Raw genomic sequence first — 24,051 nt, forward strand, 5'->3', positions numbered from 1 at the left:
CCGGTCTCGGCGGCCACGGTGCGCACGCTCCAGTGCGTCGAGCCATTGGCCGGTTTCGTATGCAGCGTGGTCTTGATCAATTGCGCCACACGCTCATCGTCGATCGTGCGAGGCTTGCCCGGGGTGTCTGTCCGAACAACCCCGTCTCTTGACGGAGGTCGGAGGTCAGTCGATATCGAGGACGTGACGCAAAGCGCCGTAGGGCACGCTCCAGGACGCGCCGCTGGCGTCCACGCTGGCGGTCTTGGGGTTACAGCGGGAGATGATGCCCACGTGCGTCTGCAGATGGCGATCAGTGAAGGAGACCTTCTCGCCGCGGCTGAAGTCCGCTCGCGTTGGCCGCACCGGGGCTGGAGGTGGCGCGGCGGCCGGCTCAGCAGCCGCAGCGCCGTGCAACGGCGGCTCAATGGCGGCATACGGCAACTTCCACGCCGCGCTCACCTCCGTGCTGGTCACCGTGAGGTGGGCGTCGCGCATCTCCGTGATGCGGCCACTGCGCATCGTGTCTCGCCGCGCGTCATAGAAGCGCACGACTTGGCCCAAGTGAAGGTCCTTGCGGATGGCCACGATGCGCCGCGGGTCCGTCATCAAGCGATCCAGCAGCGCCGACAACTGGTACAGCTCCAGGCTCGTGGCCCGGTTCATCGCCTCGATCAGGACGGCGTCCTGCATCGGCGGGGTTCGGTTCGTCATGCGGGCTTCCAGTACATCGGCAGCAACTCCTCCAAGCGGTCCTGCCGGTGCCCGTTGATGCGTTGGAGCACGTCGCGCAGGTAGGCATAGGGCTCGATGCCGTTGAGCTTGGCCGTCTCGATCAGGCTCAAGGCCACGGCGGCGGCCCGGCCGCCCCGCTCCGAGCCCGCGAAGAGCCAATTCTTGCGTGAGAGAGCGACCGGCTTGAGGGCTCGTTCGCTCAGGTTGTTGTCCGCCTCCAGGATGCCGTGCTCGACGAAGGTGTTCAGCGCCGCCCAGTTGCTCAGGGCATAGCCAAAGGCCTCGCCCAGGGGCGACTTGGGCAGCACGGTGGGGGCATGCCCCTGGAGCCAGTCATGCAGGTCCTGCATCACGAGCCGGGTGCGTTCTTGCCGGACCCGCAGCCGCTCGTCGGGATCGGCGTCACGGATCTCGCCCTCGATGCGATAGATCTCGGCGAAGAACTTCATCGCCTGGTGTGCCAGCCCCGGGGGCGAGCCCTTCGGGGCGTCCTTGACGATGCGGGCGAAGCGCCGCCTGGCGTGGACGAGGCAGGCCGCGTGGGTGACGCCCTCGCGGAACGACTGCGCGTAGCCCGCGAAGTCGTCGGCCTGCAGGAAGCCGCGCCAGGCGCCGAGCATGCGGCGTGCGTGCCCACCGGCGCGGTCGGTCGTGAAGTCGTACAGCGCCGCGGGCGCCACGCGCTGCCAGCGCCCCGGCCCGTCGGGCAGCCAGCCGCCGGCCAGGTACACCCACAGCCGTGCGGTGAGGGTCTTGCCGCGGCCGTCGCCGCGCGGGGCCTTCAGCGCCAACGGGGTGTCGTCGGTGAAGATCACCGCGCTGCCCAGCACATGGCGCTTGAGCAGCGGCATCAGCGGCTCCAGCAGCTCCGTGGCGCCCAGCGTCCAGTCGCACAGGGTCTGGCGCGACACGGGCGCCGAGCTCCCGGCATGATGGCGGCCGAGGATGCGTTCGATGCGCGCCAGGGGATTGTGGTCGGCGTACTTGGAGACCGTCACATGGGCGAGCAGCCCCGGCCCGGCGTTGCTTCGCGCCAGCGGCGAGGGCTGCGCCCAGGCGGTGCGGATGGTGCTGGCGCCTTGCTCGTCCTCGCAGCGGTACTTCAGCCGCGCGTGCTGCAGCACCTCGAGCCTCGCGGGCGTGTACTCCAGCGTCTCGCTGATCTCCTCGCCGATGCAGACCACGCGCGCGAACTCGGCCTTCTCCTGTTCGCTCAGGTCATGCTCGACGCGTCGGCGCGGCAAGTCGGGGTCGATGGCCGGGCGGCCGCTGCGGCGGCGCTTGTGGCCCTTGACCTCTTCGAACGCCTCGGGCGGCACGGGGAACTGCACGCTCTCCTGCCAGAGTTCGGGCTGCAGCAGGCTCAAGCCCTCGCCACGCGGTCCGAAGACACGGCGCTTGAACTCCGCCAGCTGTGCGGCCAGCGAGGCCATCTGATGGTTGGCCTGCTGGCGCAGGGCTTCAAAGGCGGCGCCGGCCTGCACCAGCAAATCCTTGAGGACTTCCACGTCGTCGGGCAGGGCCGAGCGGTCGACGGGGCAGGCCATGAGTTGCATGGGCCGGCATCATGGCCAGCGCCGTCGCCAACGCGAAGTCGGTGAAGTGCCGATTGCCTGGCGAGTTCGCGAAGGCCTCAGGCCACGGTGCTGACCTCCAGCGGCGAGAGTCGCCGCACCCGGCTCAAGTCGATCCCCTCGAGCCACGCCACCAGCTCGCTCATGGCGATGCCGTTGGCGGCTAGGCGTGCCGGGTCCGTGAAGCGCCCGCGCTCCAGCCGCTTGTACAGGACCCAGAAGCCGTGCCGGTCCCAAACCAGCAGCTTGGCGCGGTCGCGCCGGCGCCCGATGAAGACGAAGACCTGGCCCGACAGCGGGTTCATCCCCATCGCGGCCGCCACGATCTGCGACAGCCCGTCGATGGACTTGCGCATGTCCACGGGCTCGGTGCAGACGAAGGCGCGAACTGCGGAGGACAGGATCACGCCAGGCGCTCCAGCACGCGCGAGAGCAGCTGCTGCGCCGGTTCGCCCGTCAGTTGCAGCGTCACGCCCTGCACGACGACCTCGATCACGCAGGCCGCTGCGGGCTGCGGCCTCTTGACTTCGACAAACGACGCCGGTGCCGCAGCTGCCCCTGGCGCCGATCGGGCCTTGCTGTTCCTCCTACGCCCACTGACCCGATGCCGATACGTCGACAGCGCCAGGCCGTGGGTGGCGCAGTACTGCCGAATGCTCAGGCCCTGCTCGACGCGTCGGCGTTCATGGTCCCGCCAGAACGCATCGTCGTGGGACACCATCGCCTTGCCCGTTCGCCAGTCGATCTTGACGCTGTGCCCCTGGCTGGGCGTCGCATCCGTTACCACTTCGTCCGACATCAGTCTCTCCAAGAAAAATGGAGAGCTGACCTTCGCCCATCAGGCCCGGCGCCGCAATGACGGGGATGTTCGGACACTCACTGCCCGGGCGCACATCGTCATACAGCCCGGGGATGCGTCGCTCGATGAACCGCGTGCGCCACTTCCCCACGGTGGCCTTGGTGAGCTTCAGGCGTGCGGCAATGGCGCTGTTGAGTTCGCCATCTGCGCTGCTGAGAACGATGCGCGCCCGCGTGCTCAACGCAGCGGGCAGCGAGCGACTGCGAGCAAACGACTGAAGCTGCGCGCGCTCCTCGTCAGTCAGCAGCAATTCAACCTTCGGTCGGCCTGTCCTCATCGCGGTATCCCCCGTTCCAAGATACCGCAATGGCATGCAGGATTAATGCCAGAAACTAACGGGACAGGACACTAGCGTGGATGGAATCCCGGCTTTGCGGCGCAATCGTCAGAGCGTCTGGCAGAGGTACTTGGTCTGCATGTAGTCGTCCAGTCCGTAGCGCGAACCCTCTCGTCCGTAGCCAGACTCCTTGATACCGCCGAACGGTGCTGCCTCAGCTGCAAGTGCGCCTTCGTTGATGCCGACGATGCCCGTCTGCAAGGCTTCTGCCAGGCGCCAAATGCGCTTCACGTCGCCGGAGAAGAAATAGGCGGCCAGGCCGAAGGGGGTGTCATTGGCTGCGGCAATGACTTCCATCTCATCGCTGAACCTGTTGATCGCCACCACGGGACCGAAAGTCTCTTCGCAACTGCAGGCCATCGTTGCATCGACGTCGATGAGCACCGTGGGCGCAAAGTAGTTGCCCCCCAACTGATGGCGCTCGCCTCCGACGACGGCGTGCGCACCTTTGGCGATCGCATCGCGCACATGGCGTTCGATCTTCTGGACGGCGCGTTCGTTGATCATCGGTCCGATCTGCGAGCCGGGGTCCGTCGCCGGACCTACCTTCAGCGCGCCGACTCGCGCAGCCAGCTTCTCAACGAATGCGTCATGCACCAACTGATGCACGAAGATCCGGTTCGGGCTTACGCACGTCTGCCCTCCGTTGCGGAACTTCGCGGCCATCAGGCCGTCGACGGCCTTGTCCAGGTCGGCGTCGTCGAAGACGATGAAAGGGGCGTTGCCGCCCAACTCCAGCGACAGCTTCTTCAGCGTGCCGGCCGACTCGCGGGCCAGGTGCTTGCCGACAGGTGTCGAGCCGGTGAAGGTGATTTTGCGCACGCGGCCGTCGGCCAACCAGACGTCCACGACCTCGGCCGCCCGCTCGCGCGAGGCGACGACGATGTTCAGCACGCCCGCAGGCACGCCGGCTTCCTCGGCGAGCCTCGCCAGTGCCAGCGAGGTCAGCGGCGTGTCCTCGGCCGGCTTGGCGACGACGGTGCAGCCGGCGGCCAGCGCCGGCGCGATCTTTCGGGCGATCATCGCGGCCGGGAAGTTCCATGGCGTGATCGCCGCGACCACGCCGACCGGCTCCTTCAGCACCATCATGCGGCGCCCGCTGACCGGTGCCGGGATGATGTCGCCGTAGGCACGCACGGCTTCTTCCGCGAACCATTCGACATAGCTGGCGGCATAGGCCACCTCGCCGCGGCCCTCGGCCAGCGGCTTGCCCTGCTCGCGCGAGATCAGCCGGCCGAGGTCCTCCTGGTGAGCCAGGATCAGCGCGTTCCAGCGTTTCAGGATCTGAGCACGCTGCTTGGCCGGCACGGCCCGCCAGGCGGGACCGGCGGCGTAGGCTGCATCCACGGCGGCGCGGGCGTCGGCGGCGCCACTGTCGGGCACGCTGGCGATGGTGACGTCCAGCGCTGGGTCGCTGACCGGTAGCGTTCGGCCGTCCCGGCCTTCGCACCAGCGGGCGTTGATGAAGTTCTGCGTGCGCAGCAGGTCGGGGCGGCTGAGGCTCAGGGGCATGATGTCGGCTCGGAAAGGGGGGTGGAATCTCAGGCCTGGCTCACCAGGCGGGCGATGGCCTCGCCCATCTCGGTCGTCGACGCGTCGCCGCCGAGGTCGCGGGTGCGCGGGCCTTCACGCAGCACTGTCTCGATGGCGGCCAGTATGGCGTCGTGGGCCTCGGCGGCGCCGAGGAACTGCAGCATCAACGCGGCCGACCAGATCATGGCCACGGGGTTGGCGATGTTCCGGCCGTAGATGTCGGGCGCCGAGCCGTGCACGGGCTCGAACAGCGACGGAAAGCTGCGCTCAGGGTTCAGGTTGGCGGAGGGCGCCAGGCCGATGGTGCCGGTCGTCGCGGGGCCGAGGTCGGACAGGATGTCGCCGAACAGGTTGGATGCGACGACGACGTCAAAGCGGCCCGGCTGCAGCACGAAACGCGCGCTGAGGATGTCGATGTGCTGCTTGTCGACAGTGATGGCCGGATAGTCGGCGCCGACGGCGTCGGCACGGCCATCCCACCACGGCATGCTGATCGCGATGCCATTGCTCTTGGTCGCCACCGTGAGGTGCTTGCGCTCGCGGGCCTGGGCCAGTTCGAAGGCGAAGCGCAGCACCCGATCGGCGCCGAAGCGCGAGTAGACCGACTCCTGGATGACGATCTCGCGCTCGGTGCCGGCGTACATGACGCCGCCGAGGTTGGTGTACTCGCCTTCGGTGTTCTCGCGGACGACGAGGTAGTCGATGTCACCCGGCTTGCGGCCGGCCAGTGGGCAGGGCACGCCCTCGAACAGGCGCACCGGGCGCAGGTTGATGTACTGGTCGAACTCGCGGCGGAACTTCAGCAGCGAACCCCACAGCGAGATATGGTCGGGCACGGTGGCCGGCCAGCCGACGGCGCCGAAAAGCAGTGCGTCCTGGCCCTGCAGCCGGCTCTTCCAGTCGTCCGGCATCATCTGGCCATGGGCCAGGTAGTAGTCGCAGCTGGCCCATTCGATGGGGCTCAACTCCAGCTCGATGTCGAAGCGTGTCGTGGCCGCCTCGAGCACGCGGAGGGCCTGGGGCATGACTTCCTTGCCGATGCCATCGCCGGGGATCACGGCGATCTTGAAGGTCTTCTTGGTCATGGTGACGTCTCGGTTCTGTCAGGCCGCGGCGGCCTGTTCGTCGAGCCAGCCCTGGCGTAGTTCGGGGACCGAGCGGGCCAGCAGCTCGTAGTAGGGGTGGTGGGGACCGCGCTCGTAGTCGGCGCGGGCGACCTGGGCCAGCTTGCGGCCGTGCTGCATGACGACGATCTCGTCGCAGACCGATCGCACGGTGTGCAGGTCGTGGCTGATGAAGAGGTAGGACAGCCCCAGGTCGCGGCGCAGTTCTGCGATCAGATCCAGCACGGCCGCGCCGACGACGGTATCCAGCGCTGACGTAATCTCGTCGCAAAGGATGAGGTCCGGCTCCGCGGCCAACGCCCGCGCGAAGTTGACGCGCTGCTTCTGGCCGCCGGACAGGCCGCCGGGCAGCCGGCCCGCGACGGCCATGGGCAGTTTGACAAGGTCGAGCAGCTCGCGGATGCGTCGCTGCAGCGCCTCGCCGGACAGACCACGGTAGAACTGCAGCGGACGGGCCAGGATGCGCTCGATGGTCTGGGATGGATTGAGCGCCGTGTCGGCCATCTGGAAGACGATCTGCACACGGCGCAGCTCTTCTTTCGTGCGCTGCTGCAGCGTTGGTGGAAGCGGCTGACCCTGCAGCAGCAGCTCGCCGCGGCAGGGTGAGAGGAGGCCGGCAATGGCCCGGGCGAGGGTCGTCTTGCCGGAGCCCGACTCGCCGATGACGCCGATCGCCTGGCCGCGGTACAGCGTGAGGTTGATGTCCTCGAGGATGAGCACCTTGGGCTGCCCCTGCCTGTCGCACGGGCCGTAGCCGGCGGACAGCTGCCTGACTTCGAGCAGCGGCGTTTGCGCTGTCGCGGCGACGCACGCGCTGGACTGGCGCACCTTGGGCCGGGCCGCGGCGAGCAGCTTTTGCGTGTAGTCGTGGGAGGGGGCGGCCAGAATCTGCGACGTGGCGCCGAGCTCGCGCTTCTGGCCATCGCGCAAGACCAGGATGTGGTCGGCCATCTGCGCGACGACGGCGAGGTCGTGGCTGACGTAGACGGCCGTCGTGCGGCGCTCGCGAACGACGCGGCGGAAGGCGCGCAGCACTTCGATCTGCGTCGTCACGTCGAGGGCCGTCGTGGGCTCATCGAGGATGACGAGCTCGGGGTCTGTGATCAGCGCCATCGCAGCCATCAGGCGCTGGAGCTGCCCCCCCGAAACCTGGTGTGGATAGCGGCTGCCGATGGTGTCAGGGTTGGGCAGGGCCAGTTCGCGGAACAGCGCTACGGCCTTGGCCTCGGCGTCGGAGCGGGTCGCGGTGGCGTGGATCAGCGCTGGCTCCACGACCTGGTCCATGATGGAACGCGACGGGTTGAATGAGGCCGCTGCGCTCTGGGCGATATAGGCTACGCGGCGGCCGCGCAACGCTCGCTGGCCGGCCTCGTCGAGTGCCAGGACCTCGGTGTCGCCGATGCGCACGCTGCCGCTGGCGATGCGGCAGCCGCTGCGGGCATAGGCCATCATCGCCAGGGCCGTGGTCGTCTTGCCGGAGCCGGATTCGCCGATCAGCGCCAGGACCTCTCCCGGTGCGATGGAGAAGCTCAGGTCATGGACGATGGTTTGCTCGGCTCCTTTGGCGCCGGCCTCGATGCGCAAGGCGCTGACTTGGACGTGGGCGCCCATCAGTGGTCTCCGCGGGCGGAACGGCCCGGCAGGTTGTCGATCAGCAGATTGACCGCGATGGTCAGGCTGGCGATCGCCAGCGCGGGCGCGACGATTGCAGCGCCACCACTCGGCAGCGCGCCGATGTTCTCGCGCACGAGCGACCCCCAGTCGGCGTCGGGCGGTTGCACGCCAAGGCCAAGGAAGCTCAGCGAGGCCAGCAGCAGCAGCACGTAGACGAAGCGCAGACCCAGGTCGGCCAGCATCGGGCTGACGATATTGGGCAGGATTTCGTGAAGCATGATGTAGAGCCGGCGTTCGCCGCGCGTGCGCGCCACGGTGACGTAGTCCATCGCGTTGATGTTGACGGCCAGCGAGCGCGCGATGCGGAAGGCCCCGGGAACGTAGATCAGCGCGGCGGTCGGGATCAGCATCGGCAGCGAGGAGCCGAAGGCCGCCACCATGATGAGCGCCAGCAGCTTGGACGGGATGGAGGTCAACGTGTCGATGCCGCGGCTCAGTGCCGCGTCCATCCACGGCGTGCTGGCGACCGCGAGCAGCGCCAGCAGCGTGCCGATGCCGCTCGCGAGCAGCGTAGCCAGCAACGCGATGCCTACCGTGTAACGCGCTCCTTCAAATACGCGGGCGAGCATGTCGCGGCCCAGGTAGTCGGTGCCGAGCCAGTGGTGAACGCTCATCGGAGCGAAGACGTCGGCATCGCCCATGTCCGCGCCGTCATGACCCAGCAGGAGCGGACCGAAGGCGGCCACAAGCAGCCACAGCAACAGGATGGCCAGGCCAAGCAGGCCAGGCCACGGCATCGCGAGCCGGCGGCGTGCAGAGGTGGCGAAGGAGGCGGTGCTGGACATGTGTCCCTCGTTCATCGATGGCGTAGCCGCGGGTTGGCAACGATGCTGCACAGGTCGGCCAGAGTGACCAGCAGCAGGTAGACGGCGCAGAACAGCATCGCGCAGGTCTGGACGAGGGGCATGTCGCGCTGGGAGACGCCGTCGACCATCAGGCTGGCGATGCCCGGGTAGTTGAAGATGGTCTCGACAATGATGACGCCGCCGAGCAGATAGGACAGCGACAGCGCGACTGCGTTGGCGATCGGGCCGATCGCGTTCGGCAAGGCGTGGGCCAGAACCATGCGCGTCGGCGATGCGCCCTTGAGCTGCACCATTTCGATGTAGGGGGCCTTGAGCTGGTCGACGACGGCGGCGCGCGTCATTCGAAGCATCTGCGCAACCGTCACGCAGCACAGTGTCAGCACCGGCATTGCGAACATGCGCAGCATCTGGCCTACGGACTCGATGCTTGTGGCTGACGACAGGGCCGGCAGCCAGTGCAGTTGAACTGCGAAAACCAGCACTGCCAGCGTCGCAACGAGGAACTCCGGAACCGACACGACGGCCACGGCACCCGAGCTGACAATGCGGTCGAACCAGCTGCGCCGCCACATCGCCGACGCGATGCCAAGGATGAGGGCGACCGGCACGGAGATCGCAGCCGTGATGCCGGCCAGCAGAAGCGAGTTGGGCAGACGGCTGGCGATCATGTCCGCCACCGGCGCGCCGCTGACGATCGAGGTGCCCGGCTGGCCGGCCACCAGGCCACTCAGCCATCGCCAAAAGCGCAGCGGTGCAGGCACGTCCAGACCCATCTGGTGGCGCAGCGCCGCCAGCGACTCCGGGGTGGCTTCCTGACCGAGCTGAGCCTCGGCGGCGTCACCGGGCAGCACGGCTGTGATCGCGAACACGATGGCCGAGACCACGAGCAGCGAGAACAGCGCCAGCACGACGCGGCCGGCCAGCAGGCGCAGGATCAGGAGGTTCATCGCTCAGGCGTCCAGCCAGACGTGCTCGGCGAAGGAGTAGCCCATCAGGCCGCCCAGCGGAATCGGCCGCAGACCCTTCAGCCGCGTCGAATGTCCGTCGATGCTCTCCAGGAACAGCGGAATGCCGACGCCCGCCTCGTCGTGGATCAACACCTGCATATCGGCATACATCTGCGTGCGCTTGGCTTGATCGGTCTCGGCGCGGGCGGCGAGCAGCAACTGGTCAAACTTCGGGTTCTTCCAGCGCGAACCGTTCCAGGCGGCGTCCGACTTGAAGAACTGCGTGAGGAGCGTGTCGACGCTGGGACGCGGGTTGACGTTGCCGAAGCCGACCGGGCTGTTGAGCCAATGATTGGACCAGTAGCCGTCGGCCGGCATGCGCTTCACGTCAAGGTTCAGGCCGATGCGTTGGCCGGCCTGCTGCAGAACCAAGGCCATCTCGACCGAATACATCGCGACCGGCGAGGTGACGACCGGAATGCGCGTGCTGCCGACGTTGGTCTTCTTGAGGTGGAACTTGGCCCGCTCGGGGTCGTAGGGCCGCTTGGGGCAGCCGGCGAAATAGAAGCGGTTGCTCGGGTCGATCGGCTGGTCGTTGGCGACGACGGCGTGGCCCAACGCAATGGCCTTGCGCATCTGCTCCCGATCGAACAGGTATTTCATCGCCAGCACGAAGTCTGGATTGGCGCCCGGACCGGCATCCTTGCGCATGATCAGGTCGGAGTACTGGCCGGACTGCGTCGAGAAGATCGTGTAGCCCGGCGTGCTGCGGACGCGTTCGACGGCCCGTGGATTGACGGAGGCCACCAGGTCCATGTCGCCAGACAGCAGCGCGTTGACCCGCGCGCCGTCGTCGCTGATCCCGACGAACTCGATCTCGTCCAGGTAGGGCTGTCCGGGCTTCCAGTAGGACGTGTTGCGGACGACGATGGAGCGTACGCCGGGCTTGAACTCCTTGAGCCTGAACGGGCCGGTGCCGATGCCGGTCGAGAAGTCGGTCGTGCCGTCCTTGACGATCAGGAAGTTGAAGGTGCCGAGGACGACGGGCAGGTCGGCGTTGGGCGCAGCCAGCGTGATCGTGACTTCGCCGGGGCCGGAAGCCTCGACGCTTTCGATCTGCTCGGCGAGTGCCTTGGCCTTCGAAGCCGTGGCCGCATCCTTGTGGCGCATCAGCGAGAAGACGACGTCGGCGGGCTGCAGCGGCTTGCCGTCATGGAAGACGACACCCTTTCGCAGCTTGAAGATCCAGGTCTTGGCATCCTTGGTCGTGAAGGACTCGGCCAGGGCCGGCTGCGGCGTCAGGCTGCCGTCGAGCACGGTCAACCCGTTGTAGAGCATGGTGCCGCGGGAATAGTCCGTTTGGTTGGCCATCTTGGACGGATCCAGCGTGTCGCTGATGGCGGCTGTCGCCGACGCTACGCGCAGGCGCCCGCCGCGCCGCGGCGTCTGCGCCTGGGCGGAGAGCGCCGTGCCCGCGACGCCGGCGGCGGCGCTCAAACGCATGCCGCCGGCGGCCAGCATGGCAAGCAGGTCGCGCCGCGTGGCGCCACGCTTGAGCGCGTCAAGCAATTCCACGCTTTCGCGAGGTCCAACCAGGTCCAGTAGCTTGCTGTGTCCGTTCATGCTGTCTCCTGACGCAAGTTCTGTTCCTCAGGACATCGTGTCCTTGAGGCGGAAGTAGAGGCCGACGGCCGGAAGAAACCAAGGGGGACCGACATGACCCGGGATGGCGGGCCATGGCCGATCGCGCCATGGGTTGGCCCAAGCATTTCCGAGGAGGGTCTCGGCCATGCGTTGGCCCATATGGACCGACATCTGCGTGCCGTGGCCGCTGTAGCCAAGCGAGTAGAAGACGCCGTCTCGCTCGCCGGCATGCGGAAGCCGATCGCGACTCATGTCGACGAGTCCGCCCCAGCAGTAGTCGATGCGGATGCCCTTGAGTTGGGGGAAGGTCTGTTCCAGCCCTTCGCGCAGGATGTCGCCGCTCTTGCGATCCGACGTCGGGTTGGAGATCGCGAAGCGGGCTCGGCCACCCCAGACCAGGCGGTGGTCCTGCGTCAGGCGGAAGTAGTGGTGGATGTTGGCAATGGTGACGTAGGTGCGGCGGTGCGCGAGCAAGGCGGCGGCGCGCTCTGCGCCCAGCGGTTCGGTGACGATGATGAAGCTGCCCACGCCGACGATGCGCCGGCGCAGCCAGCCGAAGCTGGCGTAGCCGCCGTGCAGGCTGGCGCCGGTGGCCAGAAGCACCTGGCGAGCGCGCACGGTTCCGCGCGGCGTGTGGACGAGGTGCTCGTGACCTCGACCCAGCCGCTGCAGGCGCAGCGCCGGTGTGCTCAGGTGGATTTGTGCTCCGCGGCGTTCGGCGGCTCGGCCGAGGCCTGCGGCGAAGCGACCCATGTGCATCTGCGCGCTCTTGCGCTGCAGCATGGCGCCTACGAACCGCTCGCTGCCGACCTCGTCGCGCACCATGCGCGCGTCCAGCAGTTCCACCTCAGCGTCCACCTCGCGCACCATGCGCTCTCGAGTGCGCGCCAGGGCCTCGTAATGGGCTGGACGGGTCGCGAGCTTGAGCTTGCCGTTGCGCTGGAAGTCGCAGGCGATGCCTTCGTCCCGGACCAACTGCTCGACGGTGTCGACGGCGGCGTCGAACTCGTGATACCAGGCACGGGCCTGCTCGACGCCGTATTGCTCTGCCGCGGCGACATAGTCGACGGCAAGTCCGTTGTTGACGTGGCCCCCATTGCGGCCCGAGGCCTCCTTGGCCACGCGGTCGCACGCTTCCAGCACGACGACCTGCCGGCCCCGCTGCGCCAGGGTGCGCGCCGCGGACAGGCCCGTGAAGCCGGCGCCCACGATGACGACGTCGGCCTGCGCCGGCAAATCCGTGGCGTCTGGCTGAAAGACGTCGGCGGAGTCCATCCAATATGAGTCGAGTTTCACCTGGGGTTAACCTGGATCAAGGATGCTCAAGAAGGCTTTCATTGAAGCATGTGAGGCCCACAGGATTACTGGCTTGTGGAGGGCCGACGCACATGAAACTGTTCTTTTGCCCCATCGGTTCGGCATAGGCTGCGGCCTGCACCGTGTCAAGGCGGCCGCGCACCCCAAGCCGGCATGGCGAGGCCGCTCGCCAGCCCCTCGCGCCGCGCCGCATGGGGGTGGACCTCGGGGGCTTGCCGTGCCTTTTCCTGGCCCTGGCCTTGGCGGCATCGATAGGAAAGTCCCGCGCTGAAATGTGCCGCCGTTGGGACGGCGCGTGGCGCAGATCATTGCAAGTTGCTGCGCCGCTGCAGCGCATGCTGCGGTTCTTGGTGGACAGCAAGATCGTCCTAGCGTTGCCCGGTCCAGCTTGGAAGGATGGCGTCGCGAATTGCCCCTGGAGTACTGCTTGAAGACCCTTTCCGACGATATGACGCCGTCTGGTGACGGCATTGTTTTGCGCGAGATGCGGGAGGCCGACCTCGATGCCGCTCTGGTCCTGTCCCAAGCCGTGCACTGGCCTCACCGGCTTGCGGACTGGCAATCAGCGTTCGGTTTCGGCCGGGGGCTGGTCGCCGAGCGCGATGGCGAGGTCGTGGGTTGCGCGTTGAGTTGGTCCTGGGGCGATGGGCATGCCACGCTGGGCCTGGTCATCGTCGACCCGAAATGCCAGGGGCGGCGCATCGGCTTTCGGCTCGTACAGGCCTTGCTGGCCGAACTGGAGGGGCGCACCGTGCTGCTGCATGCCACGGCTGAAGGGCGCGGTCTCTATGAGCGCCTGGGCTTCGTGCGCACCGGAGAGGTCCGGCAGCATCAGGGCCAGGCACAGTCGGCGCCGCTGGTGGCGCTGGACCTGGGCTGGCGGCTTCGACCGGCAGATCAGGCCGACACTCCCGAGTTGATCGAACTTGACGCTGCGGCGCGCGGCATGCCTCGCGACGCGCTGATTCGTGAACTGCTGGGCCTGGCGGACACCGTCGTGCTGGACCACGAGGGCGAGCGGCGGGGGTTCGCAATGCTCAGGCGCTTTGGCCGGGGCCTCGTCATCGGCCCCGTCGTCGCGCCCGATGCGCAAGGCGCCAAGGCTTTGATTGCGCATCTGGTGGGCATGAGCGCAGGGAAGTTCGTGCGCATCGACATCGACTTCGCGAGCGGCCTGGCCGAATGGCTCGAAGGTCTGGGTCTGATGCGGGTGGATGGCCCGACGGAGATGGTGCGAGGGCCTGTGCCCACTCCGACGCCAGGTGTCCGCCGCTATGCCCTTGTGACGCAGGCGCTCGGCTGAACCTGTCGCCGCGCGCGCCAAATCACGTTTTCGTCCTGCGCCAAACGGTGAGAAGCACAGATCATTCTGTGCATCGCTGCCTACACTTTTCTCGGTCCACAGGCATCAGCAAAGGCTCATCGTGTCCATCGTCTTCCGACCCAAGTACATCAGCTTCGACTGCTACGGCACCCTGATCCATTTCCAGATGGCCCCTTGGGCGCGGCGCCTCTTCGCCGATCGCATCGCCAGCGAACAGATGGACGCGTTCTGCGCCGACTTTTCAGCTTTCCGCCTCGATGAGGTGCTTGGAGACTGGCAGCCCTACTACGACGTCGTCTACAACGCGCTGCTGCGCACCGCCAACAAATGGCGGGTGCCCTTCCGCGAGGCCGACGTGGCCGAGATCTACGCCGCCGTGCCGACCTGGGGCCCCCACCCCGACACCGTCGCCGGTCTCGCCAAGATCGCCGGCAAGGTCCCGCTCGTCATCCTTTCCAATGCGATGGACCACCAGCTGGTGCACAACGTGGCCAAGCTGGAAGTGCCCTTCCACCGTGTCTACACGGCCCAGCAGGCCAAGGCGTACAAGCCGCGGCTGCGCGCCTTCGAATACATGATCCAGCAGCTCGACGCCAAGCCGGAGGACTTCCTGCACGTCTCGTCCAGCATGCGCTACGACCTGATGTCGGCGACCGACATCGGCATCAGGGACAAGGCCTTCGTCAACCGCCGGCACGAGCCGGGCGCGCCGGGCTATGGCTACGCCGAGATCTCCGACATCGGCGGCCTGGCTGGGCTCGTCGGCCTCTGAGCTTCGGTGACGCAAGTCGCGCCGCCTTGGCGTGAGCGGGACCATGAAGACTTCGAAGCCACGGCCATCGCCGGCTGCTGACTGATGGCGCTGTTACTGCTGTCCACGGCGGAGCGCGGCGAGGTCTGGCCGCGCGTGTTCGCCGAAGCGGGAGAGTCCATCTTCGTCGGCGAGGCGTCGGTCGCCGACCCCGCCGCCATCACCCACATCGCCTGCTGGGTGCCGCCGCAGGATCTGTCGGTCTACACCGGCCTCAAGACCGTCATCTCGGTCGGCGCGGGCGTCGACCACCTGCCGCCGCTGCCGGCCGGCATCGCGCTGTCGCGCACGATTGCGCCGGGCATCGAGGCCATGGTGCGCGACTGGGTCGTGATGGCGACGCTGATGGCGCACCGGGACATGCCCACCTACCTGGCGCAGGCCCGTGATCGCTTGTGGAGGGCGGGCAAGGTCACGACGGCCAGTGCGCGTACGGTGGGCATCCTGGGCATGGGCCGGATCGGACGACTGGCCGCCGCTGGCCTCGGCAGTCTGGGCTTTCGCGTGCGCGGCTGGAGCCGGTCGGGAACTCCGGTCGATGGCATCGACATGTTCGCTGCCGCCGATCTGGATGGCTTTCTCCGCGGCGCCGACATCCTCGTCTGCCTCCTGCCGCTCACGGCCGCCACGCGCGGCATCCTCGGCGAAGCCTTGTTCGCGAAGCTGCCGCAGGGCGCGCGCCTCGTGCATGCCGGGCGCGGCGCGCACCTCGACATGGCGGCGCTGTGGCGTGCGCTCGACGCGGGCCGGCTCGCCTCGGCCGTCCTCGACGTGACAGACCCGGAGCCGCTTCCCGCAGAGCACCCGCTTTGGAGCGATCCCCGCGTGATCATCACGCCGCACGTCGCCGCGCAGACGGACGCCCGCGAAGGGGCGTTGCACGCCCTGACCGTGATCCGCGCGGTGCGTGAAGGCCGGCCCATTCCCGGCCTCGTCGCGCGCGAGCGCGGCTACTGAGCGCCCCGGACTTGTCCGGCGCTCACTCGGGCTGCCGCAGGTTCTGCCGCGAAGGCCCGAACAACGCGGCTTCCTTGCTGCCGTGTCGGCCGTTTCGGCACCACCCGTGGTGCCTCCGCGCCTAAGCTGATTGCGTGTCCAAGAATCCTGTTTTGCACGCCATGCAGCACGTCGCCAACCCCTATCTAGACAAACTCATCGCGCTGGACCGCAACCACCTGATCCACCCGGTGGCGCCTTGGCGCAAGCATGAGCAGCGCGGCGCCACGGTGCTGGAGTCGGGGTGGGGCGCCTGGCTCCGCGACGCCCGCGGCCACGAACTGCTCGACGCGTTCGCAGGCTTGTGGTGCGTCAACATCGGTTATGGCCATGAAAGCGTCGTCGCTGCCGCCGCAGAGCAGATGCGCAAGCTGCCCTACGCGACCGGCTATTTCCACTTCGGCAGCGAGCCCGCCATCCGTCTGGCGGCCAAGCTGGTGAAACTCGCGCCGGCCTCGCTGACCCGCGTGTACCTGACGCTGGGCGGCTCCGAGGCGGTTGACGCGGCCATCCGCCTGATCACGCAGTATTACAACAACACCGGCCGGCCCTCGAAGAAGCACTTCATTTCGCTCGAGCGCGGCTACCACGGCTCGTCCTCGACCGGTTCAGGTCTGACCGCGCTGCCGCTGTTCCATCGCGGCTTCGACCTCCCGCTGCCGACCCAGCACTACATCCCGTCACCCTATCGCTATCGCAGTGTGCATCCCAGCGACGAGGCACTGATCGCGGCCTCCGTGGCCGCATTGCGCGCCAAGGTCGCCGGGCTGGGGTCGGAGAACGTCGCAGCGTTCTTCTGCGAGCCCATCCAGGGCTCCGGCGGCGTGATCGTGCCTCCCAAGGGCTGGCTCAAGGCGATGCAGCAGGCGGCGCGCGAGCTCGACATCCTTTTCGTTGTCGACGAGGTCATCACGGGCTTCGGCCGTACCGGGCCGATGTTCGCCTGCGACGCAGAAGGCGTCGAGCCGGATCTGATGACGCTGGCCAAGGGCCTGACGGCAGGCTATGCCCCCATGGGTGCGACGCTGCTGTCCGAGCGTGTCTATGCCGGTATCGCCGACGGCGCGCCCGCCGGCGCCGCGATTGGCCATGGGGCCACCTATTCCGCCCATCCGGTCAGCGCCGCCGTTGCGCTGGAGGTGCTGCGCCTGTACGAAGAAGGCGGCATCCTCGCCAACGGCCAGAAAGTGGCGCCGCATTTCGCAGCCGTGCTGGATGGCCTGGCCGACCACCCGCTGGTGGGCGACGTACGCTACCGCGGCCTGCTTGGCGCACTGGAGCTGGTCAGTGACAAGGCGACGAAACGCGGATTCGATGCCAGCCTCGGGCTTGCGGACCGAATTTTCGAGACGGGCTATCGCAATGGCCTCGTGTTCCGCTCCTTCGGGGATCACATTCTGGGCTTCGCGCCAGCGCTGTGCTTCACCGAGGGGGAGTTTGTCGAGATGGCCAGGCGCCTGAAGAAGACGCTGGACGACGTGCTCTTGTCACCCGACGTGCGTGCGGCGCTCGCCTAGCGGGCCAAAGCGCATTCAGAATCGGCTCTCCGACACTTCCGACGCAAAGCACTGTGGCCGCACCCCTCAAGCTCGATCGCCTCGACCTTCGAATCCTCAGCCAGCTGCAGAAGAACGGTCGCATCACCAATGTCGACCTGGCCGATGCCGTGGGGCTGTCCCCCAGCCCCTGCCTGATCCGCGTCAAACGTCTGGAGCAGGCCGGCTACATCTCCGGCTACGGCGCCCAACTGCGGCTGGAGAAACTCGGCGACACCCTGACCGTATTTACGGAAGTGACGCTGTCGGACCATCACCGCGAGGACTTCGCACGCTTCGAGGCAGCCATCCGGGAGGTGGACGAGATCCTGGAATGCCATCTCGTCAGTGGCGGCTATGACTATCTGCTGCGCTTCATGACGCGCGGCGTCAACCACTACCAGTCCATCATCGAAGGCCTGCTCGAACGCAATATCGGGATCGAGAAGTACTTCAGCTTCATCGTCATCAAGTCGCCCTTCATCAAGACGCACTACCCCATTGAGAGGCTGTTCCCGCAGGAGCCCTGAGCACGAAGCCGAGATTCGACGCTTCCTCCTTCCGGGTGCTGGGTAAACAGCAGAATCGATTTCGCGTTCTGACTAACCTTGCCGGGGTGCATGGACTGGCCATGCAGCATCACCCAGGAGCATCAATGTGAAGAAAACTGGCAAGGTTTTGACGTCGGCGGCAATCGTGGCTGGCGTCCTGTTTTCCAGCGGCGCGCAAGCCCACGGTTTCTGGTTCGCGCAGCGCGCCAACCAGCTCGCGATGGTCTTTGGCGTGGGTGCCGACGATCTCGACGTGGTCAAGCGCCTGCCCAAGATCACGAGCTTCGGTGCCTACGACGAGGACGGTCAGGAAGTGCCGACCCGCCTCGTCACGCAGGGCGCTCTCGTGACGGTCGACGTGGATAACCAGCCCGCATTCGTTGCTGCGGCGATGGACTATGGCATCTGGAGCAAGACCGCCGACGGCAAATGGCACAACAAGGGCAAGGACGAAGTCCCGGGCGCCATCATCAGCGAGCACAACTACAAGTACGGTGTGCACCTGCGCCGCGAGCTGAACGGGCCTCTGCCGCTGTTGCCAGGGCAGACACTGCAGATCGTGCCTGTGAAGGCGCCCTTGCCGCTGCGGGCCGGCCAGCCGTTGAAGTTGCGGGTGCTCTATAAGGGGCAGCCGGCACCCGGCGCCCAGGTGTTGACCGACTGGGTCAACGATCCGGACCAGAAGGGGCTGAAGACCGGCAAGGACGGCACCATCACGATCAAGGTGCGCAACCAGGGGCTGAACGTCATTGTCGCGGTCTTCAAGTCGCCTGCCGAGGATCCAGCGAAGACCAACCAGGTCGAGAACCTGGCTTCGCTGTCCTTCGTCCTGCCTCACGAACCCGAATGAACCCGAGGTCCACTCTCATGAAGACATTGACCCCGTTCATCCTTGCCGTGGCCCTGCTGGGCCCCGTCACTGCCTGGTCCCATGGCGATGGCGTCGCTCGCCATGGCGGTATTGTCCAGATGGCCGGCGAGATCAAGTTCGAACTCGTGCCCGGGGCGGATGCGGTCGAGCTCTATCTCGACGATCACGGCGAGACGGTGCCCACAGCCAAGCTCAGCGGCAAGCTCACCGTGCTCAGTGGCGGTGCAAAGTCCGAAACCAAGCTCGAGCCCGCGCCAGGCGACAAGCTCGTCGCCAAGGGGCTGAAGCTCGTGAAGGGCGACAAGGTGGTCGCTCTCGTGACGACGGCCGACCAACAGAACAGCAGCGCGCGCTTCGTCATCAAGTGAATGATCGAGGCGGCCTCAGCCGCTGCTGAGGCCGCCCGCTCAGAACTCAGAAACCTTTCCCCATTGCCGGGTGCCGAAGCGCGCCAGCCGGTACTGCGCCACTTCCGTGATCGGCGCACGGCCGAGCAGGATGTCGGCCACGAGGTGACCCGCGCCGGGACCGATGCCGAAACCGTGGCCGGAAAAGCCTGCCGCCAGCAGCAACCCCGGCACGCCGATGTCGCCATCGATGACAGGCACGCCGTCCGGTGTGGAGTCGATGTAGCCCGCCCATTCGGCCTGTACCGGCACCTGTTGCAGCCCGGGCAGGAGTGCGCGTGCCTGTGCCAGCGTGCGATCGAGCGTTCGGCGTGAGGGCCGGGGATCAAGTATGCGCACCGCTTCCATCGGCGTCGGCTGGTCCATGGACCAGCGGGTGCGCGTCTCGAAACCGGCATGCCAGGCCTGCAAGCCGCCCGGCGACAGGGCGCGCCAGCGCTTGGCGAACATCGGCAGAAAATGTCTGCTTCCATGAAGCATGCCCGGCGTCGGGTCCACCTTGCCGAAGCCGGAGATGGCCAGCGTGTAGCCGCCGTCCGCGCGACGCGTGACGGACGCTGCCGCGGTATGCAGCGCTGCCGGAAGCCCTTGGGCGCCGGGGGCCACGCTGAGAATGGAGCTGCGGATGGACGCCTGCGGGAAGGCGATGCCGAGCTGGTACAGGAAGCTCGCCGCCCAGGCCCCGCCGGCCAGCACGACCTGGCGCGTGCGGATCACCCCTCGTTCGGTGATGACGCCGCTGACGACCCCGGCCTCGCGTTCGATACCGCGCGCCGCGCAGCCCTGCACCACGGCACCTCCATGCTTGAGCACGCCGCGCGCGATCGCTGGCGCTGCCCGGGCCGGGTCGGCCACGCCGTCGGTAGGCGACCAGACGCCCCCCTTCCAGGCCTTGCCGGTGGCCGCGCCGCGGCGCGCGGCGTCGTCCGGCGTCAGCATGTGGGTCTCGATGCCGACGCTGCGGGCAAACTTTCCCCATGCGGCCCAGGTCTCGATTTCCTGCTCGCTATCGGAGAGGTAGAGCAGGCCGCAACGCGAGAAGCCCACGTCGTCGCCGATGTCGGCGGCCATCTCCTCCCAGAAGGCAAGACTCTTCGTCGAGAGCGGCAGTTCTCGTGCATCGCGGTTTTGCTGCCTGCACCAGCCCCAGTTGCGGCTGGACTGTTCGGCGCCGACGCGGCCTTTCTCGAGCAGCACGACGCGCTGTCCCGCGCGCGCCAGCCAGTAGGCGGCACTTGTGCCGACGATGCCCGCGCCAATGACGACGCAATCCGCCGTTGCCGGCAGGGTGTCGGGAGTGTCGAGGAACTGTAGCGGAGCGGGCATCTGGACGGCATCAGGAAATGGGATGAGTCAGTCTAGGAGCGGGTCCGCCGCATAGGACTCCATATGCGCGTCATGGACGACATATCCGGATTTCAATTCGCACCGTTGCCGCACGAACTGCCGTCCGCATTGGTGCATTCCCGTAGCGGCCTGGTGCGCCGGCAGACTGTGCTGTTCGCAGCCTGCCAAATCAACAGGAGATTGCGCTTCGATGGCTGCAAACGGCAGCGTGGCGGAAAGGTGAACTTCCACAATCCGCTGCATGAACCACCGGCCCTTTGTCATCGTCGCGATGCTGTTGTCGCTGCTGCTGCAAGCGGCGTCGCTGGGTGGGCGCTGGTCCGCCTCGAACGGTCCTGCCGACACGCTGCATGCGGTGCTTCACTGGTCGGGCATTGCCCATCACCATGACCATCTGGTCAGCGTCATGCCGGACGATGCCGATTTCCTGAGCCTCGAGAAAGAGCTGGGCCTGGACCGCGTTTCTCCGCACCCCGCCTTCCATCAGGATTTCTCGGCCGATTCCAATCACCACCTCGGTCAGGACGCCTGCCTAGGCGCCATCGGCCCTATCCCGACGGCACTGGTCCCGGCGTTTGCCGTGGCAGGAGAAACCCAGCCGGCGCTGCTGCTGCAGGCGGGAGCCCCTGATCCCTTCCTGGCCGGTCTGCGCCGCCCACCTCGACGCCTCGCCTAATTTCAAGCGGCCGCTTCCGGCGGCCTGTCCCATCGCTGCCGATCGCCCGACGAACCGGCAGCTCGAATCAGGCAGGTCAAGTTTGAAACTCATATTCAGGAATCGTTCGCGCCTCGCGGCGGTGCTGGCCTGCGGATGCACATTCGCAGCCCAGGCCGAGCCGGTCACGCTGGCGCGTGCCGTAGAGGCTGCATGGCAGCGAACCCAGGCGGGATCCGCTGCACATGCGCAGACATTGCGGGCCCGTGCCGAGACCGACGCGGCAGCCAGCCTGTTGGCCGCACCGCCATCGCTGTCGCTGTCGCAGCGTAGCGACCGCTGGCACGACGACAGCGGTGTGCGCGAGCGCGAGATCGCCATCGCGCTGCCGCTGTGGCTGCCGGGCCAGCGTGCCGCGCGTCAGGCGGCCGGGGAAGCCGACCTGGCATCGGCCATGGCCGGCATCGATCTGGCCCGCCTGCGGCTCGCGGGCCAGTTGCGGCAACTGGCGTGGAGCCTGGCCAGCCTGGAGGCCGAGCGTGCCAGCTTCGTGGCCCAGCAGGACTACCTGCAGGCGCTGGCCGATGATGTGGACCGCCGCGTGCAGGCGGGCGACCTGGCCCGCACCGATGCACTCGCGGCCAAGTCCGAGCGACTCGCCAACGAGGCAGAGCTGGATGCCGCTCAGCAGCGTCTGCAGGCCGAGCGCGAGCGCTGGACGGCGCTGACCGGCCTGCCGGCCGATTCGGTCGATGCCAATGAGCCGCAAGCGACGACGCGAGAGCTGGACCAGCATCCGCGGCTCGCCCAGCTCGCTCGGGCGGCCGAGGCTGCGCGCATGCAACTCGAGGCAACGCGGCGCGACCTGTCCGAGGCGCCCGAACTCAACGTCGGCTATCGCAACGAGAGGGACGCCTACGGACATGCGGGTCGCGGCAGCGTGACGGTCGGGTTGCGCATTCCCTTCGGCACGGCTCAGCGCAACGGGCCGCTGCGGGCTGCGGCGCAGGGCGTGCTCGCGCAGGCCACGGCAGAACAGGATCAGGCGCGCCTTGAACTTGCCGCTGAACAGGCGGTCGCTCGCGGCGAGCTGCGAGCAGCCGCCAGCCAGGCCGCGTTGCAGCGCGAGCGTGCCGCTCTGCTGCGCCAACGCGCTGCGCTGCTCGACAAATCCTTCCGCGCCGGGGAGACCGCGCTGCCGGAGCTGTTGCTGGCCGTGCAGGCCGCCGCCCAGGCCGACGCCGCACTCGCCCGCCAACAGGCTGCGCTGGGCAGGGCCCGCGCCAGCCTCCTCCAAGCTTCAGGGGTGATCCCATGACATGCCTTTCCCTTCTTCGCCGGCTGGCCGGGGCGTCGTGCCTCCTGGCTGGCGGCGCTTTCGCATCGCCGGGCGCCCATGGCCCCAACGGCGAGCATCTCGACGGTCCGGCCACAGCCATGGTGGGGTCGGGCCTGCCGCGCATCGAGGCCCACTCCGAGGCCTACGAACTCGTCGGCCGTCTTGGCGACGACAGCCTCGTGCTCTACGTGAGCCGCTACGAAACCAACGAGGCCGTCCTCGGCGCCAGGCTGGAGGTCGAGTTCGGTGCACTGAAGGCTCCGGCCCTCTTCCAGACCGAAGGTGGCAGTTACCGGCTGACCGACAAGGCGCTCATTGGCGCCCTTCACCGGCCCGGCAGCCACGCGCTCGTCTTCACGTTGAGCGCCGGGGCCGACGGCGACCTGTTGGACGGCACGCTGAACATTTCGGCGCCAGACGGCCATGCGCATGCCAGCGCTGACCCGGCCAGGGGCGTCATCGCCGTCGGTGCGCTCGGCGCCGTCGTTGTCGTTGGCGCCGCTGCCAGCGTGGTCAAGCGTCGTCGTCGTCGTCGATCCAATTCCTTCGGAGGCGTGCAATGAAGCGGCTGCTGGTTGCCCTCATCTCCGTCGGCCTGTTCGCCGCTGCGACAGTGGCGTGCGCGTCACCTGGCGCCCACGGGCCCAACGGCGAACACCTGGACGGCCCCGCAGTCGCCAAGGTTGACGGTCTCGCACGCCTGCCGGATGGCAGCGTGCAGGTCCCCGTGCCGGCGCAGCGACGTATGGGCTTGCTCACGCGCTTCGTGCCGCTCACCGACGCTCCCGCAGCCCTGCAGCTGCCGGGGCGTGTCATCGTCGACCCCAACGCCGGTGGCCGCGTGCAGACCGTACAGGGCGGCCGCATCGAGCCTGGGCCCAGGGGCTTGCCGGTTGCCGGGCGGCGGGTGCGCCGCGGTGAAGTGCTGGCCTATGTGCGCTTCCATGGCGAGCCCTTTGCCAAGGCCAACCAGCAGGCGGCTCTTGCCGAACTGCAGGCCAACCGCGAGATCGCGGCTCAGCGCCTGCAGCGTCTGCGCTCGCTTGAGGGCAGCGTGCCGCGCAAGGACGTCGAGGCCGCCGAAGCCGAGCTGGCCAGCCTGCGGACGCGCGAGCGCGACGTGGGTGCCAGCCTGCAGGCGCGCGAAGCCCTGACTGCGCCGGTGGACGGCGTCATTGCCAGCGCCAACGCCCTGGCGGGGCAGGTCGTCGAGTCGCGTGACGTGCTGTTCGAGGTGGTGGACCCTTCGCATGTGCTGGTCGAGGCCAGCACGGCCGATCCCGCCATCGTGCCGCGCATCTCCGGCGCTCGGCTGCAGGAGCAGGGCGACGTGAAGCTGACGCTGGCCGGCGCCAGCCGCGTGCTGCGCGATGGCCAACTGACGCTGACCTTCCATGCGCAGACCGACAAGGGCAGGGCGCTGCCGTTGGCCGTCGGCCAGACGGTGGGCGTCATCGTGACGCTGGATACCCAGCTCAAGGGTTTCGTGCTGCCGGCCTCGGCCGTAGTGCGCAATCCGGCCAACGAAGCCATCGTCTGGATCAAGTCCGGCGCCGAGCGCTACATCCCGCAGCCGGTGGCCTACCGGCCGCTGGATAGCGCCTCCGTCGTCGTCACCCAGGGCCTGGGCGAAGCGAATCGCGTCGTCGTTCAGGGCGCGGCGCTGATTGCGCAGATCCGCTGAAC

Annotated in this window: 24 protein-coding genes and 2 pseudogenes; 11 read left to right on the forward strand and 15 right to left on the reverse strand. The window is 67.6% G+C overall.

All coding sequences use genetic code 11. The annotated features are described in order from the left end of the window. From LXT12_RS25360 to LXT12_RS25420, 13 genes and pseudogenes are all read right to left on the reverse strand, one after another. Nucleotides 1–122, reverse strand: a pseudogene (locus LXT12_RS25360) (IS630 family transposase); the annotation flags it as partial. A gap of 43 nt (nt 123–165) precedes the next feature. Next, nucleotides 166–693 (reverse strand): hypothetical protein, encoded by a 528-nt coding sequence (locus tag LXT12_RS25365; protein ID WP_233395088.1) that lies wholly within the window; start codon nt 691–693, stop codon nt 166–168. Then, nucleotides 690–2,270: an IS66 family transposase gene (tnpC, locus tag LXT12_RS25370; protein ID WP_233395090.1), complete on the reverse strand. Its 1,581-nt coding sequence runs from the start codon at nt 2,268–2,270 to the stop codon at nt 690–692. The genes LXT12_RS25365 and tnpC overlap by 4 nt, the downstream gene beginning before the upstream one ends. Before the next feature lie 77 nt (nt 2,271–2,347). Next, entirely contained in the window at nt 2,348–2,695 is a 348-nt protein-coding gene (gene tnpB / locus LXT12_RS25375) for an IS66 family insertion sequence element accessory protein TnpB (protein WP_233395091.1), read from the reverse strand. Next, the gene (gene tnpA, locus LXT12_RS25380; RefSeq protein ID WP_233395193.1) at nt 2,692–3,087 is read right to left on the reverse strand and encodes an IS66 family insertion sequence element accessory protein TnpA; all 396 of its coding nucleotides are present in this window, start codon (nt 3,085–3,087) and stop codon (nt 2,692–2,694) included. Before tnpA ends, tnpB begins: the two co-directional genes overlap by 4 nt. 82 nt (nt 3,088–3,169) lie before the next feature. Continuing rightward, a pseudogene (locus tag LXT12_RS25385) lies at nt 3,170–3,424 on the reverse strand (helix-turn-helix domain-containing protein); the annotation flags it as partial. A gap of 108 nt (nt 3,425–3,532) precedes the next feature. Beyond that, complete coding sequence (locus tag LXT12_RS25390; protein WP_233395093.1) at nt 3,533–4,996, reverse strand: NAD-dependent succinate-semialdehyde dehydrogenase; 1,464 nt, start codon at nt 4,994–4,996, stop codon at nt 3,533–3,535. A 29-nt stretch (nt 4,997–5,025) separates the two neighbouring features. Next, a complete protein-coding gene (locus LXT12_RS25395) occupies nt 5,026–6,102 on the reverse strand; it encodes a tartrate dehydrogenase (protein ID WP_233395095.1) in 1,077 nt (358 codons plus the stop codon). Between the two features lie 18 nt (nt 6,103–6,120). Next, a complete protein-coding gene (locus LXT12_RS25400) occupies nt 6,121–7,752 on the reverse strand; it encodes an ABC transporter ATP-binding protein (protein ID WP_233395097.1) in 1,632 nt (543 codons plus the stop codon). Beyond that, on the reverse strand, nt 7,752–8,600 hold the full coding sequence (locus LXT12_RS25405; RefSeq protein WP_233395098.1) for an ABC transporter permease: 849 nt from the start codon (nt 8,598–8,600) through the stop codon (nt 7,752–7,754). Before LXT12_RS25405 ends, LXT12_RS25400 begins: the two co-directional genes overlap by 1 nt. Before the next feature lie 11 nt (nt 8,601–8,611). Beyond that, nucleotides 8,612–9,568: an ABC transporter permease gene (locus LXT12_RS25410; protein WP_233395100.1), complete on the reverse strand. Its 957-nt coding sequence runs from the start codon at nt 9,566–9,568 to the stop codon at nt 8,612–8,614. Nucleotides 9,569–9,571: 3 nt separating this feature from the next. Next, complete coding sequence (locus tag LXT12_RS25415) at nt 9,572–11,191, reverse strand: ABC transporter substrate-binding protein (protein WP_233395102.1); 1,620 nt, start codon at nt 11,189–11,191, stop codon at nt 9,572–9,574. Nucleotides 11,192–11,218: 27 nt separating this feature from the next. Next, nucleotides 11,219–12,508, reverse strand: a complete 1,290-nt coding sequence (locus LXT12_RS25420) for an NAD(P)/FAD-dependent oxidoreductase (RefSeq protein WP_233395104.1) — start codon at nt 12,506–12,508, stop codon at nt 11,219–11,221. 469 nt (nt 12,509–12,977) lie between these two features. On the opposite strand from LXT12_RS25420, the gene LXT12_RS25425 reads away from it, so the two are divergent. The 7 genes from LXT12_RS25425 to LXT12_RS25455 all read left to right on the forward strand — a co-directional run bounded on the left by LXT12_RS25425 (nt 12,978) and on the right by LXT12_RS25455 (nt 18,985). Next, on the forward strand, nt 12,978–13,832 hold the full coding sequence (locus LXT12_RS25425; RefSeq protein ID WP_233395185.1) for a GNAT family N-acetyltransferase: 855 nt from the start codon (nt 12,978–12,980) through the stop codon (nt 13,830–13,832). A 127-nt stretch (nt 13,833–13,959) separates the two neighbouring features. Beyond that, nucleotides 13,960–14,625, forward strand: coding sequence for a haloacid dehalogenase type II (locus LXT12_RS25430; protein WP_233395190.1), 666 nt, complete (start codon nt 13,960–13,962; stop codon nt 14,623–14,625). An 84-nt stretch (nt 14,626–14,709) separates the two neighbouring features. Further along, entirely contained in the window at nt 14,710–15,621 is a 912-nt protein-coding gene (locus tag LXT12_RS25435) for a 2-hydroxyacid dehydrogenase (protein WP_233395106.1), read from the forward strand. 161 nt (nt 15,622–15,782) lie between these two features. Beyond that, nucleotides 15,783–17,177 (forward strand): aspartate aminotransferase family protein, encoded by a 1,395-nt coding sequence (locus LXT12_RS25440; RefSeq protein WP_233395109.1) that lies wholly within the window; start codon nt 15,783–15,785, stop codon nt 17,175–17,177. A 53-nt stretch (nt 17,178–17,230) separates the two neighbouring features. After that, entirely contained in the window at nt 17,231–17,725 is a 495-nt protein-coding gene (locus LXT12_RS25445) for an Lrp/AsnC family transcriptional regulator (protein WP_233395111.1), read from the forward strand. A 127-nt stretch (nt 17,726–17,852) separates the two neighbouring features. Further along, a complete protein-coding gene (locus LXT12_RS25450) occupies nt 17,853–18,596 on the forward strand; it encodes a DUF4198 domain-containing protein (RefSeq protein WP_233395113.1) in 744 nt (247 codons plus the stop codon). 17 nt (nt 18,597–18,613) lie between these two features. Beyond that, complete coding sequence (locus tag LXT12_RS25455) at nt 18,614–18,985, forward strand: hypothetical protein (RefSeq protein ID WP_233395115.1); 372 nt, start codon at nt 18,614–18,616, stop codon at nt 18,983–18,985. Nucleotides 18,986–19,024: 39 nt separating this feature from the next. Here LXT12_RS25455 and LXT12_RS25460 read toward each other — a convergent pair whose 3' ends face one another. Next, on the reverse strand, nt 19,025–20,350 hold the full coding sequence (locus LXT12_RS25460; protein ID WP_233395117.1) for an NAD(P)/FAD-dependent oxidoreductase: 1,326 nt from the start codon (nt 20,348–20,350) through the stop codon (nt 19,025–19,027). A 27-nt stretch (nt 20,351–20,377) separates the two neighbouring features. Beyond that, the gene (locus LXT12_RS25465) at nt 20,378–20,614 is read right to left on the reverse strand and encodes a hypothetical protein (RefSeq protein WP_233395118.1); all 237 of its coding nucleotides are present in this window, start codon (nt 20,612–20,614) and stop codon (nt 20,378–20,380) included. On the opposite strand from LXT12_RS25465, the gene LXT12_RS25470 reads away from it, so the two are divergent. From LXT12_RS25470 to LXT12_RS25485, 4 genes are all read left to right on the forward strand, one after another. Further along, complete coding sequence (locus LXT12_RS25470) at nt 20,613–21,047, forward strand: hypothetical protein (RefSeq protein ID WP_233395120.1); 435 nt, start codon at nt 20,613–20,615, stop codon at nt 21,045–21,047. The two genes, LXT12_RS25465 and LXT12_RS25470, sit on opposite strands and share 2 nt — an antisense overlap. A gap of 82 nt (nt 21,048–21,129) precedes the next feature. Then, entirely contained in the window at nt 21,130–22,344 is a 1,215-nt protein-coding gene (locus LXT12_RS25475; protein ID WP_233395122.1) for a TolC family protein, read from the forward strand. Next, entirely contained in the window at nt 22,341–22,928 is a 588-nt protein-coding gene (locus LXT12_RS25480; protein WP_233395124.1) for a hypothetical protein, read from the forward strand. Before LXT12_RS25475 ends, LXT12_RS25480 begins: the two co-directional genes overlap by 4 nt. Beyond that, nucleotides 22,925–24,049: an efflux RND transporter periplasmic adaptor subunit gene (locus tag LXT12_RS25485; protein WP_233395126.1), complete on the forward strand. Its 1,125-nt coding sequence runs from the start codon at nt 22,925–22,927 to the stop codon at nt 24,047–24,049. Before LXT12_RS25480 ends, LXT12_RS25485 begins: the two co-directional genes overlap by 4 nt. Nucleotides 24,050–24,051: the final 2 nt, after the last annotated feature.

Origin of the sequence: Pelomonas caseinilytica (assembly GCF_021353235.1) — a bacterium.
Taxonomy (GTDB): domain Bacteria; phylum Pseudomonadota; class Gammaproteobacteria; order Burkholderiales; family Burkholderiaceae_C; genus Pelomonas; species Pelomonas caseinilytica.